The following is a 16,629-nucleotide window of genomic DNA, read 5'->3' as shown; positions in this document are numbered from 1 at the left end:
AGGGGAGGCAAATGCAAAAGCTGATCGCTTCCATAACAAGTCGCCTTGTGATCGCAGTACCGTACCTCTGGCTGTTGATCTTCTTTCTGGTACCGTTTTTCATCGTCTTCAAGATTTCGTTGTCAGAAGTCACGATGGCGATTCCGCCTTATCAGCCGGTCATTGATCTGACGCAGGGTTTGAGTCTTGCATGGGAGCGCGTGAAGCAGCTCTCCGTTGATAACTATCTCTGGCTTATGGATGATCCGCTTTATTATATGGCGTATCTCTCCAGCGTGCGGATTGCGGCAATCTCGACATTCCTGACATTGCTGGTCGCTTATCCGATGGCCTATGGCATGGCGCGCGCGCCGCAAAGCCTTCGCCCGACATTGTTGATGCTGGTCATTTTGCCATTCTGGACGTCGTTCCTTATTCGCGTTTATGCGTGGATCGGCATTCTCAAGCCAGAAGGTTTGCTGAACCAGTTTCTGATGTGGCTCAATGTCATTGATACGCCACTTAATATTCTGAACACGGATACTGCTGTCTTCATTGGCATCGTTTATTCTTATCTACCGTTCATGATTTTGCCGATCTATTCGTCACTTGAAAAGATGGACTATTCGCTGATCGAAGCGGCGCAGGATTTGGGCTGTACGCCATTTTCGGCATTCTGGAAGGTCACCTTCCCACTATCGCTTGCAGGCGTCGTGGCGGGTTGTTTCCTTGTGTTTATTCCAGCTGTTGGTGAGTTCGTGATCCCTGATCTTCTTGGTGGATCTCAGACGCTGATGATCGGTAAAACAATCTGGAGTGAGTTTTTCTCCAATCGCGACTGGCCGGTTTCCTCGGCGGTGGCAGTTGTTCTGCTGCTCTTGCTTATTGTGCCGATTGTGATTTTCCAGCAGGCGCAGGCGCGTCAGCAGGAGAAGGGGAAATAAGATGCAGAACAATTGGTCCCGCTTTAACATTGTCTCAGTCGCGCTCGGCTTTGCCTTTCTCTACCTGCCGATTGTCCTGCTGGTCATTTATTCTTTTAACGAATCTCGCCTCGTCACTGTGTGGGCAGGTTTCTCTACCAAATGGTATGTGGAGCTGTTCCGCAACCAAGCTCTGATGGATGCGGCATGGGTGACGATCCGTGTCGGACTTCTGTCGGCGACGATTGCTACCGTGCTCGGCACGCTGGCAGCCCTGGCTTTGACCCGCTACACGCGGTTTCGCGGGCGCATTCTGTTTTCGGGTATGGTTTATGCCCCGTTGGTTATGCCTGATGTCATCACCGGCCTTTCGCTGCTGCTTTTGTTCGTGGCGATGAACTTTGACCGTGGGTTCTGGACGGTAACGCTAGCACACATCACTTTTTCGATGTGTTTTGTGGCAGTCGTTGTGCAGTCGCGTCTGGTGACTTTTGACCGTTCGCTGGAAGAAGCAGCAATGGATCTTGGTGCGCCGCCTGTTACCACCTTTTTGAAAATTACGCTGCCGGTGATCCTGCCCGCAGTGGTTTCCGGCTGGATGCTAGCATTTACCCTTTCGCTCGATGATCTAGTGATTGCAAGCTTCACTTCGGGCCCCGGAGCGACTACCCTTCCAATGAAGATTTACTCTCAGGTGCGGCTTGGAGTGACGCCGGAAATCAATGCGGTTTGTACCATTCTGATCGCCTTGGTGACGACGGGTGTTATCATTGCATCAGTCGTCAACAAGCGCAGGGAAGTGCAGCGCCGCCGTGATGAGCAGGCGGCATTCCGCATAGGATAATCATCTAGAGCGCTCGCCAAATACGGGAAATGGATTTCGAAACGGGATGCGCGTTGGAACTAACTGGTTGAGCCTTTTCCAGTGATCCAATTTCTACGGGAAATGCTCCAGAAAACCGCGACGGGGCAGGTTTACTGCCCCGTGCTGTTTCCTGTCGTTGATGGGGAGATAAATGGTCGATCCCAAGAGCCGCCGACGAAGAAATGTAATGGCGGTTTCGCTACCGTCTCTTGCGTGTCTTGAGCCTGCTGACTGTTGTCATTCTGCTGTTGTTGGGGCTGGCTGGTTGGGAAGATTACTTCGCCACTGAGCGCCAGACTGCGGTCGACGAATGGCACGATTCCAGCGAGACTGAGCGTACCTTCCGCCGTTACTAATGTAGAGTTTTCCAGCGATGCCACGCCATCCGAGAGGTTTGCTTTCATGTCTAGGCGATTGAACGCGAGTGAGACATTGTCCTGTCGTTCAAGGGCAAAGAAGCCCTGACTTTGTGCCTTGGTCAGAAAATCCTGAACCGAAAAGCCCTGCATCTGGCCATTATTCAGCTGCACCGAAACATTGCCTTGTGCATTGTTCAATAGGCCGGACCAACGATTGGCTGGCCCCTTCATAAACAAAGACACATTGCCTTTTCCATTGATAAAAGGCTTGTCAAAACCGAGCGCAGCAAAAAGCTGCGAGCTATCGATGTCTGACGCATTAAAGCGTAACTCCCCGCTCGCGGTCTTCAGGTCGCGGACGATTTGGAGATTAGCCTGCAGAATGCCATTGAAGGCTTTAGCGTCGCCGATATCGAACATCGCACGACCGCCTCTGATCTGAACTGCCGCGGCCACACCCGTCATGGACACCGGCCCAGCAGTTGCCGTCTGCGCTGACAGCCGCAAATCAAGCTCGGATCTGTTGATGAAGCTTGTATCAATTGTGTCGCGTTCATTCTGATCGCGTTCGTTTGGCGAGCGAGCCTGGCTTTCAGGCAATGGTACAAAGATCGAAAACAGGCGGCGCAGGTTCAACTTCTCAAACGCGAGCGTTCCGGTGACGGCAGGTGTATCCTGCTCAAATCCAATCTCTATCACACCCTTGGCCGGGCTTTCGTCCGTCGTCATCTCGACATCCGCAAATTTCAATCGACGCGGTGTTGAGGTCATGGTGGAGTCGAGCGAGAAGGCACCGATTTCCGTGCTACCGGCGACCGGTGGCAAGGCAAGCCATCGCAGCGAATTGCTCAATGAAGGCGTCTTGGCGCTTAACGTGCCTTCAAAGAAGCGATCGTTGGAGATATTGGCTTTGCCTTCAAATGTGATGTTGATTGGGCTGGAGGTGAAGCTGGCGGTTATGTCAGAGGTGCCACCCGCGAGCAATGGAAGAGCCTGTGCTGCCGTCAGGCTGAACTGAGTGTTCTCTCCGCGCCATAGTGCGCTGCCGCGAAGGGTAGCAGTGCCTGATGTGCGTGGCCATTCGAGAGTGGCATTTACTTTGGTGATCTGCTGGTCTTCTTTTGGTTCTTCGTCCGTGTCAGGGTGGCTGAACGCGATTGTTCCGTCTCGAACCACAACGCGGCCGAAGGGTTGAGAAGCCTGCTGCGTGGCAAGCGTCTTGTCGTTAGCGCCATTTTGTTGTTGCAGTGCGCGTTGCGCGCGTATTGCAGTGCCTAATCGACCATTCGAACTTGCTATCGCATCCAGCAATTCAGAAACATTATCGACGGGGCCGCCAATATTGAAATGGGGCCTGACTATCTGCGTTTCAGAGAATGATACCCTTCCCATGATGGCATCAAGGGGCGAAAGCTCAATTTCAATGCGGTTGGCACTCATGAACGGCTTGGCGCCCTGATCGGACAGTTTGCTAAGCGTTACGCCATCTAGCGAGGCCCGCAAAACCGGAAATACCCGCAAGCGTGGTGCTTCGCGCAGTTCAACGCTATAACCGGTCCATGCACTGATTTCTTGTGCTACACGAATGCGGATCGCATCGGTTGAGACGATGAAAGGTATGACCGCCAGAAGTGTAGCGACCGCCGCCGCGCCCAGTATAACGAGCGCAATAATAAGGCGCAGAAACTTCGGCCAGCGCATCAACCATCCTATCAGAGAAACACATTCCGTAATCTAAACTAGCTCAGCACCGTGGCAAAGCAAAGTCGCCTTTGCTCATTCCACACTATGGTTAAACAATTGTTTCCCGGAAATTAACCGCGATTTTACTGGAGTTTACAATCTCTAAATTCTGAGCTCAATTTTTAACGCCGCATTAACGACCCCGGCGCGATAAAGAAAGCAACACTGAGTAATGATCGAGCCGCACTTGTGCTTGTCTCACTTGCTTTCGTGTCTTTGTCTCTCTGAAAATTATCGCGCTGGTTCTTGCCGGCGCTTTTTTTCTGCAAATGAAAAGCTCTCCAGGTGGAGGGTCTTTAGACATCACAGGTATAATTCACTTAGAGAATGTCCAATGTTTTGGCTTTTTCACGCATCTTTTTTGACGCCCGGCAAAGGCTTTTTGAAAACATGTGGGATATGCATCGCCTATTCTGCGAGAACGCGTGTAGGTGGGAAAACGATTTCCACCACAGTTCCCTGGCCGGGTGTGGAGTCGATTGAAAATTGCGCGCGGTTTGCCTCCACCATCGCCTTGGTCAGCGGAAGTCCCAGACCCGTGCCTTCGTCGCGCCAGTCCTTCGCACTTTCAGCTTTACGGCGCTGCATGGTGTTGACCTGACGGAACGGCTTCAATGCCTGTTCTATTTCGACTTTGCTCATGCCGACACCATTGTCGCGTACACGCATTACGACATCGCCGTTCAGTTCATAATTCGTCGAAACGATAACCTGTCCGCTGGTTGCGGTGAAGCGCACGGCATTTGATAGTAGATTGAGCGCGATCTGCTTGATCGAGCGTGCATCTGCGACGATGTCGGGTAGGTTCGACTGAAAGCTGGAACGGATAATGACGCGGTCGCGATTGGCCTGCGGCTGCATCAGCGCTATGGCTTCGGCGATCGCTTCATTGAGTGAGACCGCTTCGAACTTCATGTCGAGTGCGCCGGCTTCAATCTTTGAAATATCAAGGAGATCGTTAACCAATGCCAGCACATGGTTGCCGGAACGGTTGATATCACGCAGATAGTCGCGATAGCGCTCGTTGCCAATCGAGCCGAATTTTTCATCGGACATCAGCTCAGAGAAGCCGATGATTGCATTGAGCGGCGTGCGAATTTCATGGCTGATACGCGCAAGGAATTCTGTTTTTTGACTGGATGCGCGCTCGGCTTCGCGGCGAGCATTGGTTAGTTCTTCTTCGGTGCGCTTCCACTGTGTGATGTCGCGCAGAACCGCACAATAACCGTTCGTATGGGTCAGCTTTCCCATCGTCATGAAGAGTGGAATGAAGCCGCCCTGCGCTTCGCGACCAATCACCTCACGTCCGTCATTGAGGACACTCAAAACGCCATTGCCGGAAAGGCCATGCAGATAATCCATCGCTGCACGCTGGCTTTCGATGGCAAAGAGCATGGAGAAGAACTTACCTTCCGTATCGCCCTGATCATAGCCAAATAGCGCCGAGGCCGAATGGTTCATCGAGCGAATGCGGCCCTCCGGATCAATCAGAACAACACCATCGGTTGCTGTGTCAAGAATGGTCTTGAGCTCTTCGATATGGGCCTGCAGTTCCTGCTTTTCAGAGCGATCCTTATGGGCCGGTTCTGATGTACTATGAACAGGGACAGTCGCTTCAACTACGGCAGGCATAAGGCTTAGCATCAATGCGCGGCCAGAACGCCAGTTAATAGCATTAAGATGTGCATCGACCGGTTCTTCATGGCCGTCGGCATGACGTAGCACCATGCCCTGACGCTTTTCACTGTCGTCGGCTTCGCTGTTGAAAAGCGCATCAACGCCACCAGCCTTACGGATGTCTTCAATCGCGTCATAACCCGTCAAATCAAGCAGCGCCTGATTGACATAATGGATATCGCCGCCAGACTGAATAATCACCGGCACAGGCAGATTGGCAAGCAAAGCCGTTTCGTCAGCAAACACCTTTTCGTCAGAAACAACAGGGGTTGCGGCTTCTGTGGCAGGCTGTTCGGCGGGATTTTTTTGAGCAGGTTCAGAAACCAGCGCGACAGGTGATGCGCGTTCTGCAGCAGGCTTTATCTGCTCGGCGGCAACCGGCTTCTCATCTGCTGCGTCCTGATCCTGACGCGAGTTTGCGAGACCTTGCTTGCGCAAGCGATCAGCGATTTCGCGGAATGCATTGCGCTCGGTGGTTGTCAGGCCGCCTTCAGGGCGTTTGTCAGTCTTCGTCTTGTGTTCTTTTTCGTGATCCGCCGCGACTTTTTCGCGGGCAGCAGCGTTAAGAAGCTCAAGCACCTTGTCGGATTCCCGACGGCCTGGATTAGGCGTCAGAACCACAGGTGGCTGATATTTGGCTTCTGAAGGATGATCGTCATTCGCAACTTCTTCTGAAAGTGCCAAAACATCATCGTCCGCACCGTCGAGCGGCAGGGCGGTCTGTTGTTCTTCTGGAACCCGCTTCTGCGGAACGCCGCCAGCCAGCACAGTGCCGATGGTTTCAGGGTCTGCTTCTGCATCCTGTGGGTTCACAAGGCCGAAACCGCGGAAACCGATAAATTCGCGATCGCGCGAATAAACCGGAAGGGCGGCAAGCTCTACTGGCACACGGAGGTTTGTACCCTCAACCGGCCAAAGCAGCCTTTTACCGGACCACGTATCGCGCTTTTGCAGCAGAGCGGCGATAACGCCATCCGTGTCGAAGCCAAATACATTGGCAACTTCCGCAAAGCGGCGGCCGATAACATCGGCAGCATTAGGCCCGATAATAATGCCCAGTTCTGGCGATAGTTCGGTAAATGAACCGGCCGCATCCGTCTTCCATATGAAGCGGGCTGGTGCGCCGTCACGGTCAAAAGCAAACTCCTTGGGCTTCTGAAGCTCTTCGGCCTTGGTCGCTGCTTCTTTCACTGTGGATACGATATTTTTTTCAGCCAAAGGCGCATCGGCGGTCAAAGTCGGCTGTGTCGCTTCGCTGATAATGCAGAGCAGGTGTAAAGCAGGGGTGTCTGAAAGACGCGCCAGCGCACCCGGAACTGAATGCTTTCCAGCACGGATACGCCGCTTGACCAGATGATCATCGGCATCTTCAGCTTCGACAATCAAATCTTCGATGGTGGATGCGGAAATATCAAGCACAGCAAAACGTGAGCTTGCAGCAAGAATTCTCGCCTGTGCATCAATCAGCGCGACATGCGTTGTTTCATCGGCGAGCCCGGAAATAATATCGCCGGGCTTAACGTCCTGCCGGTCGGCAGACATCAGCAAGGCCTCAATGCCATCGGGCAGGGCAATATTCGAAATGCTTAGGCGGGTCAGTTCGGCCCGCATTCCTCCACCCAGACGAACAGCGACAATCCTGGGCGCAATGTCGGTTTCATCGGTGGAAGCTGTAATCTGTCGGCGCGTCGCGACCGGCAAATCAAGGGCGCGACCGATCAGGTCTTCGATACGATCATGGCCAAAGAGGTTTGCGCCAGCGCCATTTGCCCAAAGCACTGTCGATAAGTCGCGCGTCAGCACGAGCTGCGCGTCGCCCTTGGCAAAGCCTTCGCGGATTTGATCCAGCGCGGCAATATCGATGAAGGGGTATGATCCTGACATACCGGTCCTTTACCTGTTCTTCCGTCCACCCAAGAAACCTCTTAACGACCTGTTAATAAGCCTCTTGCGGGTTGGGGTCCATATTTGTATTCGATATGGACCTTACTTTCTGTTCCATTAGTTAATGCAGGTAAGGCAATTTTATGTGTCGGTGGATAATCCGTATTTATGCACAACCATGCATAAAACATGGTAACCGAATTGCGTCGAATTTTAACGATTGCGGCTTTCGAGCTAACAAACGGGGAAATCTTCAAAAAAGATCATTATAATCACTTGCAATGTGGTTCGATTCTCCGTATGTGACCCCCTGTCGACGGACACCGAAGTGAGTTCGTTGAGAATTAGGTACGCGGTCGTAGCTCAGTTGGTTAGAGCGCAGGATTGTGGCTCCTGAGGTCGGTGGTTCGAATCCACCCGTCCGTACCATCTAATTTTCTTACATATACTGTAAACAGTGTCTGAAACAGAGCAGCATGTTGGTGAAATGCCGAAGTCGCTGTATTTGAGCGGAACGTTGGCTCTTTCTGCAATTTAAAAGAAGCTTCCAGCAAGCCATTGAAATTTTGTGATTCCGGATATTGGTTTCTCATGGATTCCCGTTATATTGCCGGGCAATTTTGGCCACTTTCTTCCCTCTGGAACAAAACCACTACCCAATCATTGGGCTATTGTAAGAGTGTCCAGAAAGGGAGGTGTTGTTTCATGAAACAGGTCAGCCCGCGTGAAGCGCGACAGGGTCGTGAGGGTAAACCCGTTCTTGTAATTTTGCTGGTTAGTATAGCTGCAGCTGGAGTAGTCTGGCTGCTTGTTGAGCTGTTCGGTAGCGCGATTGCACCTGAAGTGCCGTCCAATAGTGAAGGCTCGGTGCCACCAGCCAGCACCGAAACTGTTCCGCCTGCTTCCGGCAATTAATCTTTTAATTGCGTTTCAAGCCGCCGGAACAAAAACCGAGAATTTCTATTGAAGGGCATGGATCAATTCTGGGCCGAATTCACACACGATAATATGCTGAGCCTGCCAGTCGTATTGGCAAGAATGCTGCTCGCAACTCTTCTTGGCGCGGTTATCGGTCTTTGAAAGAGAATGGCGAAAGCGTCCGGCAGGGTTGAAAACCGACATGATGGTCTGTCTTTCATCTGCAAGGTCACAATCGTATCGCTTGAGCTGGCGAATGTGCGGGTTTTCGACGATCAGAACATCCGCGTGGAGCCTTCGCGTCTTGCAGAAGCGATCATCAGCGGCGTCGCTTTTCTTGCGACTGGCTTTATCATCTTTGGCAAAGGACAGATTACCGGCAATACCACGGGTGCGGGCATGTAGCTTCCTGCAGCTATCGGTCTCGCAAGCGGCCTCGGACTGTGGCAAATCGCGATTATGGAAGCGGCCATCGCCGCTATCATGTTGATCACGTTTGGAAAGATGGAACGATCGGTAAGGCCAGACAGCGGCGACTAGAGCACATCTCGAAGTGTGTAGCGGTTTTCGGACAAAGATGCGCGTCAGAAAATATTTAGAGCGCCGCCACTGCCGTGGCCAGTTCTGTTGTTATTGGGCTAATGCTTGTTCAATAGTGTCTTTCAGTGCAAGACGCTGCTTGCGCAGGTTGGTTTCCTCTTCCTGACTGACGGGTGCTATCTTACTTTCGGCTCGATGAATGCGGTCATTGACCGAGTCATATTCCTCCAGAATGCGAGCGAAACGCGGGTCGGCTGCCTTCAGGGCATGAATGGCAACCAATTGGCCGGGAAACTCTTCACCAAGCGTGTGAGGGGTGTTTGACATGGTTTTCTCCTTCCTTTGATAAGGACAGATTGGCAGCCGAAAACCGAAGCCTCATTGATCCCAATCAATAGGGATAAATATCGTTACATGCAGTTTCTGCATGGCTCTTATGCAAAGGCGTTACTTCAAACAGAAGTTGTTAAACACCATCTCAAGGATGCGGACCAATAAGGTGTCCGTGATGGAGATGAAAATGTTTGCCCGCTTTAATAATCGTTTCGGTCGTGCCTTTGCGCAATTCGGCAGTGCCGTTCGCGCATCTGCTGCCATGCGTGTTGGCCATCAGCCAATGGCAAAAGACCTTGAGACGCTTGGCATCGATGTGGCTGAGTTCCGTAAAATCCACGACTAAGCTAGCGGTTGTTTACTGAAATAAAGCCCCGGTTTCTCCGGGGCTTTTTGTTTTCTGAGCGCGTTTCACGCTGGGAGGGTTATGCTCTAGTCTTCGTCTGTTGCCATTTGTTTGAGCAATTCGCCCTTGCCGCGCTGGCGCATAATCATCGGCACGACGACTGCCGCGATTGCCAGTGCAATCAGCGTTATAGATACCCATGAATGCACTAGTGTCATCGGGTTACCCTGGCTGATCTGCAGTGCCTGCCGCAGACTTTTCTCTGCCATCGGTCCGAGGATCAGGCCCACGACAACCGGTGCAATCGGGTATGAGAAGCGGCGCAGCACATAACCAAGCAAACCGAAAGCCAGAAGCAGACCCAGCTCAAACGATACCGGAAGACCAAGCAGCATTGATGTCGATGCGTTGGCACCAATAGTACCCAGTGTAGCGAAGACAAGAATCCCCGCATAAAGCCAGTGGCGCGGAATGGTGAGCATCTTCACCCAAAGGCCGATCAGTGGCAGGTTCAGCACAAGCAGCATAAGATTGGCAACCAGAAGGCTTGCAACCAGCCCCCAAACCAGTGGCGCATTGGTGACAAAAAGCAATGGTCCCGGTTGTAAGCCGAATTGCTGGAAACCAGCCAGCATGATTGCCGCCGTTGCCGTAGTTGGCAGACCGAGGGTCAGTAGCGGCACGAGTGTACCCGCAGCCGATGCGTTGTTGGCGGCTTCCGGACCTGCAACGCCTTCAATGGCGCCCTTGCCGAACTCTTCCGGATGTTTGGAGAACTGGCGTTCTGCCGAATAGGACAGGAAGCTTGACACGTCGGCTCCGCCCGCTGGCATGGCGCCAATCGGAAAGCCGATTGCCGTTCCACGCAGCCATGGCATCCATGAGCGCTTCCAGTCATTCTTGGTCATCCAGACTGAGCCTTTGACTGCGATGACTTCATCGTCGGAGCTTAGCTTTTTAGATACCACCGCCAAAGTCTCACCAATAGCAAACAGCGCAACCGCAAGTGTAGTAACATTGATGCCATCGAGAAGGTTCGGTGTGCCCATGACCAGACGGGCCTGTCCGGTCAGCTGATCGATGCCGATAAGGCCAAGCGTCAGACCGATGAACAGCGAGGTGAGGCCGCGCAGTGTGGAATCGCCAAATGCCGCCGAGACGGTCATAAAGGCAAGCAGCATGAGAGCGAAATATTCCGAAGGTCCGAAGGAGAGGGCGAATTTCACCACCCACGGGGCAACGAATGCCAGGGCCAGCGTTGCAATCAGGCCTGCAATGAACGAGCCAATAGCAGCGGTTGCTAGGGCCGGTCCGCCGCGCCCCGCTCGGGCCATTTTATTGCCCTCCAATGCCGTGACGATGGAGGCACTTTCTCCGGGCGTATTCAGCAAGATCGAGGTCGTCGATCCGCCATACATGCCGCCGTAATAAATACCGGCAAACATGATGAGAGAACCGGCGGGGTCGAGTTTATAGGTAACGGGCAGGAGCAACGCCACTGTAAGTGCTGGGCCGATGCCCGGTAGCACGCCAACAGCCGTACCAAGTGTGACGCCAATCAGCGCGTAAATAAGGTTTGACGGCTCAAGGGCTACCAGTAGTCCGTTGGCGAGCAGAGTGATTGTATCCATGTTCTTTCGCCTTAAACGAATTGTTCAAGCCAGCCTGATGGCAGCGATAGCTGCAGGCCGCGTGCAAAAATGAACCAGATGACGAATGAGAAGACGATGCCGACCGGCACGCTTATCCAGAATTTGCGATAGCCAAATCCGCGCGCAGTTGCTGCAAACAGCAAGCCCGTCGCGATGGAAAAGCCCATGGTTTTCATAGTCAGCATCTGGATAACCAGACCGCCGACAATCCACGCCATAGGTGCGATTTCCTGATGTTCACGTTCGGGAAACTCGCCCTTCAAAGCGCTGATTACGGTCCAGATAGACAGGATGAATAGCCCAGCTGCAATGATATAGGGCACGGTTTTAGGCCCAACGGGTGAGTAAGACAGCACATTGTTGCCATAGGCCGTGGACCAGGCAATTGCGATAGCAATTGCAGCAAGGATTAGGGCTATGACAAGAGCTGCGTAGTCTGGCGCCGTTCCAGCGGAACGGCGCTCTCCATGCTGTTCAGATCCTGTCATTTGACGAGGCCGATTTCCTTGAGGATGGTTTCAGTGGACGCAACATCTTTCTTGAGCTGCTCTTTAAAAGCATCGCCTGCAAGATAGGTATCGGCCCAGCCCTTGTCGGCCAGTGCCTTCTGCCAGGATTCAGACTTCACCATCTTTTCGATGTCTGCATTCACGGCAGCTTCCTGTTCGGCGGTGATGCCCGGAGCGGTGCCGACCATGCGCCAGTTCTGGATTGAAACGTCGACGCCACCTTCTTTAAAGGTCGGGGCGTCGATGCCTTCAACGCGTTCATCGCTGGAAATACCGATAATGCGAAGCGTGCCAGCCTTGATCTGTGGGTCAAATTCGCCATAGCCGGAAATGCCGACTGTTACCTGATTGCCAAGAATTGCAGCGAGCGCTTCGCCACCACCGGAAAAGGCAATGTAGTTGACTTTGGTTGGGTCAACGCCTGCGGCCTTGGCAAAAAGACCAGCAGTGATGTGGTCAGTACCACCTGCCGAGCCGCCGCCCCAGGAAACGGAGCCCGGATCAGCCTTGAGCTTGGCAACAAGATCGCCGAGGTTCTGAATGTCGGACGATGCCGGAACGACAATGGCTTCATATTCGCCGGTGAGGCGGGCAATTGGTGTAATCGCGTCGAGATTGACGGGCGAATTGTTGGTCAGGATCGCACCAACCATGACATAGCCGCCAACGATGAGCTGGCTCGGGTCGCCCTTATTCTGGTTGACGAACTGCGCCAGGCCAATCGTGCCACCTGCACCTGGAACATTAATGACCTGAACGCTGCCGGAAATCTTTTCGTCCTGAAGCACGTTCTGCATGGTGCGTGCTGTCTGGTCCCAGCCACCGCCTGGAGCTGCTGGCGCCAATACCTTGTAATCTTCAGCCGAAGCTGCACCCGCCATAGCAAGCGCTGCCACCGACGAAATGGCCAGAATCCATTTACGCATAAATCCTCCCTGAATGCACTTGCGTGCATTTTGCTGCTGCCTTTGCGACAGCCCTCCTCAAAAACCCCTGCTTCCCAAGCAGAGACTACTGATCTGGAGACTACAGGAGAGAATTACAATATACCAGCAAGCAGCATCACTTGTTTTTACTTACAGTATTGTATTAGCAAAAAGTCTTATGTGGCGAGTTTATAGGGCTGAATAAGCGAGCCAGCTCGCTTGACGCTTATATCAGCGCGATGTAATACAATTACGACGGTTCCCCGACCGAGAGTGAAGGGGATTAATAGGGAACACGGTGAGGACGACCCAAAAGGGACCGAGACCGTGGCTGCCCCCGCAACTGTAAGCGGATTGCCGTTCATCCTTGTGATGCCTCAAAGCGTCATGTCACTGAGACTGTTCCAAACAGCTCGGGAAGGCAGATGAACAGTGAGTATCTGTGAGCCAGGAGACCTGCCGTCTAACGTAGTCCATTGTCACGGGCGGGGATGCCCGGTGCAGGAGAGTTGGTTATGACAGCATTAAGCGTCGCAGGACGTTGCCTCCCATCGTCATTCATGTCCCCGGATATGTCCGTCTTCTTTACGCGCCGGATCGCTTCCGCCGTTTGATACGGCTTTCTCTCTTATCATTTCGGGGTTTTAAATGAACTTTATCGGCAAGACGTCGTTTCGCGTTGCCTTCTCAGCAGTTGCTATTCTTGCGAGTAGCTTTGCTGCACAAGCTGCTGAAACTCAGTATCCGCTGACGCTGAAAAATTGCGGTCGCGATGTTACGTTCAAACAGGCACCAACGCGCGCTGTGGCCGTTGGTCAGAGCAGTGCAGAAATTCTTTACAGCCTCGGTCTTGGCGATAAAGTTGTCGGTACTGCGGTCTGGTTTGGCCCTGTTCTGAAGGGTTTCGAAGAAGTTAATGCAAAGGTCAAGCGCCTTGCGGACAACGACCCAAGCTTTGAAAGTGTGTTGGCGGAAAAGCCTGAAATCGTCACGGCTGATTTTCAGTGGCACGTTGGCCCGATGGGCATTGTCGGTAAGCCTGAGCAATTTGAAGAACTGGGTATTCCAACCTACACCTCACCGTCCGATTGTGTAGGCAAGGATAATTCCGGCGGCGGCGATGGCGTCCGCACGGCACCTTTCAAGATGGAAATTGTCTATCAGGAAATCACTGAACTTGCCGAGATCTTCAACGTGCAGGATCGCGGTGAAAAGCTCGTTGCGGACTTAAAGGCTCGTGAAGCTGCTGCGCGTGAGAAAATTGGTTCCACCAATGGTACGCTTTCCGCGATGGTCTGGTTCTCCAGTACGCAGATCGATGCCGATCCGTATGCGGCCGGGAAATTTGGTGCTCCCGCCTATATCCTTTCCGCGCTTGGCATCAAGAATGTGATCGAGAGTGAAGAAGAGTGGCCAACTGTCGGTTGGGAAACAATTGCGAAATCCAACCCATCGATGATCGTGGCAGCGAAGCTTGATCGCCGTCGTTATCCTGCCGACGACATTGCTGTGAAGCACCAGTTCCTTGAAAGTGATGCTGTTACCAAGCTGATGCCAGCCGTGTCAGGCGGCCATGTCTTCGATATGGATGCGCAGTCGATGAGCACTTCGCTCCGCGTGATCGAAGGTATTGAAACGCTTGCTGCAGATATTGCCGCTTCGGATCTCAACAAGTGATAGCGCGCGCAGCCACCTCTGGCATTCATCTTGGCAAGGGCATGAGCGGCAGGTTGCTGTTCGTAACGCTGGCGCTTGTCCTGCTTCTCGGTGCCTTGTGGCTGGGCGCTGCAATTGGTGAAACTGCCATACCTCTGGACGTGGTGGCAAAAACAATCGCCAACCGCGTCTGGAATGCAGGCTATACGCTTGAGCCGATAGATGAAGGTATTGTCTGGAGCTATCGTCTCAGTCGTGCGGTGGTTGCCGCATGTTGTGGTGCAGCACTTGCCCTTTCCGGTGTGGTGCTGCAATCGCTTCTGCGCAACTCACTGGCTGACCCTTATATTCTGGGCATTTCCGCCGGGGCGTCCACAGGTGCGGTCAGCGTTGCAATTCTAGGCATTGGTGCTGGTGTTCTTTCGCTTTCGCTGGGTGCGTTTATAGGGGCGATCATAGCATTTCTTCTTGTCTCGCTGCTGGCGCTAAGAGCAGGGCGAGGAAACAGCGCAATCATTCTGGCAGGTATCGCGGGGTCTCAGCTCTTCAACGCATTGACTTCGTTCATCGTGACGAAGGCTGCAAATGCCGAGCAAGCTCGCGGCATCATGTTCTGGCTCCTTGGCAATCTGTCAGGTGTCCGGTGGCCTGACGCGGCACTTGCCTTTCCTGCATGTATCATTGGCCTTGCAATTTGCCTTTGGCACGCGCGGGCGCTTGATGCTTTCACCTTCGGCTCTGAATCGGCCGCCTCGCTGGGTATTCCAGTGCGTCGCGTTTATGCGGTTCTGATTGGTGTCAGTGCCATGATGACCGCGGTCATGGTTTCTATTGTCGGCTCAATCGGCTTTATCGGTTTGGTTATTCCACATGCAGCCCGAATGGTCGTTGGCGTTCGCCATGGGCGATTGTTGCCGACAGCCGCACTGATTGGTGCAATCTTCATGATCCTCGCCGATATCCTTTCACGAATAATCATTCCGGGTCAGGTTTTGCCCATAGGGGTTATCACGGCTCTGGTCGGCGCCCCGGCCTTTGCACTCTTGCTCGGACAGAGGAGGGATCAATCATGATGCTTTCGACGAAAAATGTTGCCTGGTCGGCAGGTGGTGCAGAAATTCTGCGGGATGTTTCGCTTGATGTGAAAGAAGGGGAGTTCCTCGGCATTATCGGACCGAATGGGTCCGGAAAAACGAGTTTGCTTTCACTGCTTTCCGGTGTGCGTCGTAGTCGCGCTGGCGAAGTAAAACTGTGCGGTACGCCGATCCATAAGCTCAACCGTCGCGAGATCGCGCGCAAACTTGCGCTTGTCGAGCAACAGGCCGGCACAACCGATCGCATCACTGCACGGCAAGCCGTTGAACTTGGGCGGACACCCTATCTGGGCGCGTTATCGCCATGGTCTGATGTGGACGATGTCATTGTCGAAAGGGCTTTAGCCAATGTGGATATGGGGCATCTGGCAAATCGGTATTGGCATACGCTTTCAGGCGGTGAACGTCAGCGCGTGCATATTGCTCGTGCGCTGGCGCAGGAGCCTCAGATTTTGCTTCTGGATGAGCCGACCAATCACCTCGACATTGGTCACCAGATTGGATTGCTCGATCTTGTAAGGCGTCAAGAGCTAACGGTTGTTGCTGCACTTCATGACCTCAACCATGCGGCGATGTTCTGTGATCGTATCGCGGTGATGAACAAGGGGCAGATTGTGGCGCTAGGTACTCCGCGCGAGGTACTAAGGGCCGAATGTATTCGCAGTGTTTTCGGTGTTGAAGTCGACGTCGAATATTACGGAGTACGGGGTTGCCATATTCGCTATCGCGCACCAGGGCACGAACAGCTGCAACTAAAGCAATCTGCATAAGATAAATTAGGGCATTTATAGCAAAAGTGCGAACCGGTTTTGCGTTCGGATAATGCGATAAAACAAAAAGACAGAGATGTTTCAATGATTAAGCGCAAGCATAAATAATTACTAATAAAAATTTGTATTAAAGTAGAGTTATCTAATTTAAATGATTTGTTGATGATCGTAAAAATGATCATATATTTTACTGTTTACTTAACTTTGTCACGCAAATTGGATCAATTTTGTTTCAAAACTTTTCCGTATCATTGACGGTTCTTTTAAATGGGGCATCTCGTGTTTAAATAAGTGTGAATGTATTGTTATTTCTGGCTCCAGATATGCAGGCCGAATTCGATTCGCATAATCTATTCGTGAAACGAAGACGGTTCATTTTGAATATAGAAATAATATATGCATTACGCACCGCTTAGTCAGTTTTAGAGCTGGGACGTGGAAAGGCTGTTTTAATA

Annotated in this window: 13 protein-coding genes, 1 tRNA gene, 1 pseudogene and 1 riboswitch; of the genes and pseudogenes, 9 read left to right on the top strand and 6 right to left on the bottom strand. The window is 52.5% G+C overall.

The features are described from left to right. Positions 1-11 precede the first annotated feature (11 nt). Positions 12-923 carry an ABC transporter permease subunit gene (locus KMS41_15975; protein ID QWK79007.1) on the top strand — a complete coding sequence of 304 codons (912 nt, stop codon included), beginning with the start codon at positions 12-14 and terminating at the stop codon, positions 921-923. Between the two features lies 1 nt (position 924). Then, entirely contained in the window at positions 925-1,746 is an 822-nt protein-coding gene (locus tag KMS41_15970) for an ABC transporter permease (GenBank protein QWK79006.1), read from the top strand. 131 nt (positions 1,747-1,877) lie between these two features. On the opposite strand, the gene KMS41_15965 is transcribed toward KMS41_15970, so the two are convergent. Both KMS41_15965 and KMS41_15960 read right to left on the bottom strand, forming a co-directional pair. Then, on the bottom strand, positions 1,878-3,827 hold the full coding sequence (locus KMS41_15965; GenBank protein ID QWK79005.1) for an AsmA family protein: 1,950 nt from the start codon (positions 3,825-3,827) through the stop codon (positions 1,878-1,880). A 450-nt stretch (positions 3,828-4,277) separates the two neighbouring features. Continuing rightward, positions 4,278-7,430 carry a PAS domain S-box protein gene (locus KMS41_15960; protein ID QWK79004.1) on the bottom strand — a complete coding sequence of 1,051 codons (3,153 nt, stop codon included), beginning with the start codon at positions 7,428-7,430 and terminating at the stop codon, positions 4,278-4,280. 352 nt (positions 7,431-7,782) lie between these two features. On the opposite strand from KMS41_15960, the gene KMS41_15955 reads away from it, so the two are divergent. From KMS41_15955 to KMS41_15945, 3 genes and pseudogenes are all read left to right on the top strand, one after another. Next, positions 7,783-7,859: transfer RNA gene (locus KMS41_15955), tRNA-His, on the top strand. A gap of 276 nt (positions 7,860-8,135) precedes the next feature. Continuing rightward, on the top strand, positions 8,136-8,345 hold the full coding sequence (locus KMS41_15950; protein ID QWK79003.1) for a hypothetical protein: 210 nt from the start codon (positions 8,136-8,138) through the stop codon (positions 8,343-8,345). 57 nt (positions 8,346-8,402) lie between these two features. Continuing rightward, positions 8,403-8,888, top strand: a pseudogene (locus tag KMS41_15945) (MgtC/SapB family protein). A gap of 90 nt (positions 8,889-8,978) precedes the next feature. On the opposite strand, the gene KMS41_15940 reads toward KMS41_15945, so the two are convergent. Beyond that, positions 8,979-9,215 (bottom strand): YdcH family protein, encoded by a 237-nt coding sequence (locus KMS41_15940; GenBank protein ID QWK79002.1) that lies wholly within the window; start codon positions 9,213-9,215, stop codon positions 8,979-8,981. 193 nt (positions 9,216-9,408) lie between these two features. On the opposite strand from KMS41_15940, the gene KMS41_15935 reads away from it, so the two are divergent. Beyond that, positions 9,409-9,567: a hypothetical protein gene (locus KMS41_15935; GenBank protein ID QWK80324.1), complete on the top strand. Its 159-nt coding sequence runs from the start codon at positions 9,409-9,411 to the stop codon at positions 9,565-9,567. An 86-nt stretch (positions 9,568-9,653) separates the two neighbouring features. On the opposite strand, the gene KMS41_15930 is transcribed toward KMS41_15935, so the two are convergent. The 3 genes from KMS41_15930 to KMS41_15920 are packed head-to-tail and all read right to left on the bottom strand — an operon-like array spanning position 9,654 to position 12,654. Then, complete coding sequence (locus tag KMS41_15930) at positions 9,654-11,198, bottom strand: tripartite tricarboxylate transporter permease (GenBank protein QWK79001.1); 1,545 nt, start codon at positions 11,196-11,198, stop codon at positions 9,654-9,656. Between the two features lie 11 nt (positions 11,199-11,209). Further along, complete coding sequence (locus KMS41_15925) at positions 11,210-11,707, bottom strand: tripartite tricarboxylate transporter TctB family protein (protein ID QWK79000.1); 498 nt, start codon at positions 11,705-11,707, stop codon at positions 11,210-11,212. Beyond that, positions 11,704-12,654, bottom strand: a complete 951-nt coding sequence (locus KMS41_15920; protein ID QWK78999.1) for a tripartite tricarboxylate transporter substrate binding protein — start codon at positions 12,652-12,654, stop codon at positions 11,704-11,706. Before KMS41_15920 ends, KMS41_15925 begins: the two co-directional genes overlap by 4 nt. 239 nt (positions 12,655-12,893) lie before the next feature. Beyond that, positions 12,894-13,133: riboswitch (cobalamin riboswitch) on the top strand. A gap of 169 nt (positions 13,134-13,302) precedes the next feature. On the opposite strand from KMS41_15920, the gene KMS41_15915 reads away from it, so the two are divergent. Genes KMS41_15915 through KMS41_15905 form a run of 3 tightly spaced genes read left to right on the top strand, consistent with a single transcriptional unit; the run spans position 13,303 to position 16,174 of the window. After that, positions 13,303-14,331 carry an ABC transporter substrate-binding protein gene (locus KMS41_15915; protein QWK78998.1) on the top strand — a complete coding sequence of 343 codons (1,029 nt, stop codon included), beginning with the start codon at positions 13,303-13,305 and terminating at the stop codon, positions 14,329-14,331. A gap of 41 nt (positions 14,332-14,372) precedes the next feature. After that, positions 14,373-15,383 (top strand): iron ABC transporter permease, encoded by a 1,011-nt coding sequence (locus KMS41_15910; protein ID QWK80281.1) that lies wholly within the window; start codon positions 14,373-14,375, stop codon positions 15,381-15,383. Continuing rightward, positions 15,380-16,174 (top strand): ABC transporter ATP-binding protein, encoded by a 795-nt coding sequence (locus KMS41_15905; protein QWK78997.1) that lies wholly within the window; start codon positions 15,380-15,382, stop codon positions 16,172-16,174. The genes KMS41_15910 and KMS41_15905 overlap by 4 nt, the downstream gene beginning before the upstream one ends. The last annotated feature ends 455 nt before the right edge of the window (positions 16,175-16,629 follow it).

Origin of the sequence: Ochrobactrum sp. BTU1 (assembly GCA_018798825.1) — a bacterium.
Taxonomy (GTDB): domain Bacteria; phylum Pseudomonadota; class Alphaproteobacteria; order Rhizobiales; family Rhizobiaceae; genus Brucella.
The sequence above is the reverse complement of the archived record's forward strand: the minus strand, read 5'-3'. Positions and strand labels throughout refer to the sequence as shown.

Coding starts and splice junctions, on each gene's coding strand:
- KMS41_15975 (QWK79007.1), top strand. CDS start 12: ATGCAAAAGCTGATCGCTTCCATAACAAGTCGCCTTGTGATCGCAGTA.
- KMS41_15970 (QWK79006.1), top strand. CDS start 925: ATGCAGAACAATTGGTCCCGCTTTAACATTGTCTCAGTCGCGCTCGGC.
- KMS41_15965 (QWK79005.1), bottom strand. CDS start 3,827: ATGCGCTGGCCGAAGTTTCTGCGCCTTATTATTGCGCTCGTTATACTG.
- KMS41_15960 (QWK79004.1), bottom strand. CDS start 7,430: ATGTCAGGATCATACCCCTTCATCGATATTGCCGCGCTGGATCAAATC.
- KMS41_15950 (QWK79003.1), top strand. CDS start 8,136: ATGAAACAGGTCAGCCCGCGTGAAGCGCGACAGGGTCGTGAGGGTAAA.
- KMS41_15940 (QWK79002.1), bottom strand. CDS start 9,215: ATGTCAAACACCCCTCACACGCTTGGTGAAGAGTTTCCCGGCCAATTG.
- KMS41_15935 (QWK80324.1), top strand. CDS start 9,409: ATGTTTGCCCGCTTTAATAATCGTTTCGGTCGTGCCTTTGCGCAATTC.
- KMS41_15930 (QWK79001.1), bottom strand. CDS start 11,198: ATGGATACAATCACTCTGCTCGCCAACGGACTACTGGTAGCCCTTGAG.
- KMS41_15925 (QWK79000.1), bottom strand. CDS start 11,707: ATGACAGGATCTGAACAGCATGGAGAGCGCCGTTCCGCTGGAACGGCG.
- KMS41_15920 (QWK78999.1), bottom strand. CDS start 12,654: ATGCGTAAATGGATTCTGGCCATTTCGTCGGTGGCAGCGCTTGCTATG.
- KMS41_15915 (QWK78998.1), top strand. CDS start 13,303: ATGAACTTTATCGGCAAGACGTCGTTTCGCGTTGCCTTCTCAGCAGTT.
- KMS41_15910 (QWK80281.1), top strand. CDS start 14,373: ATGAGCGGCAGGTTGCTGTTCGTAACGCTGGCGCTTGTCCTGCTTCTC.
- KMS41_15905 (QWK78997.1), top strand. CDS start 15,380: ATGATGCTTTCGACGAAAAATGTTGCCTGGTCGGCAGGTGGTGCAGAA.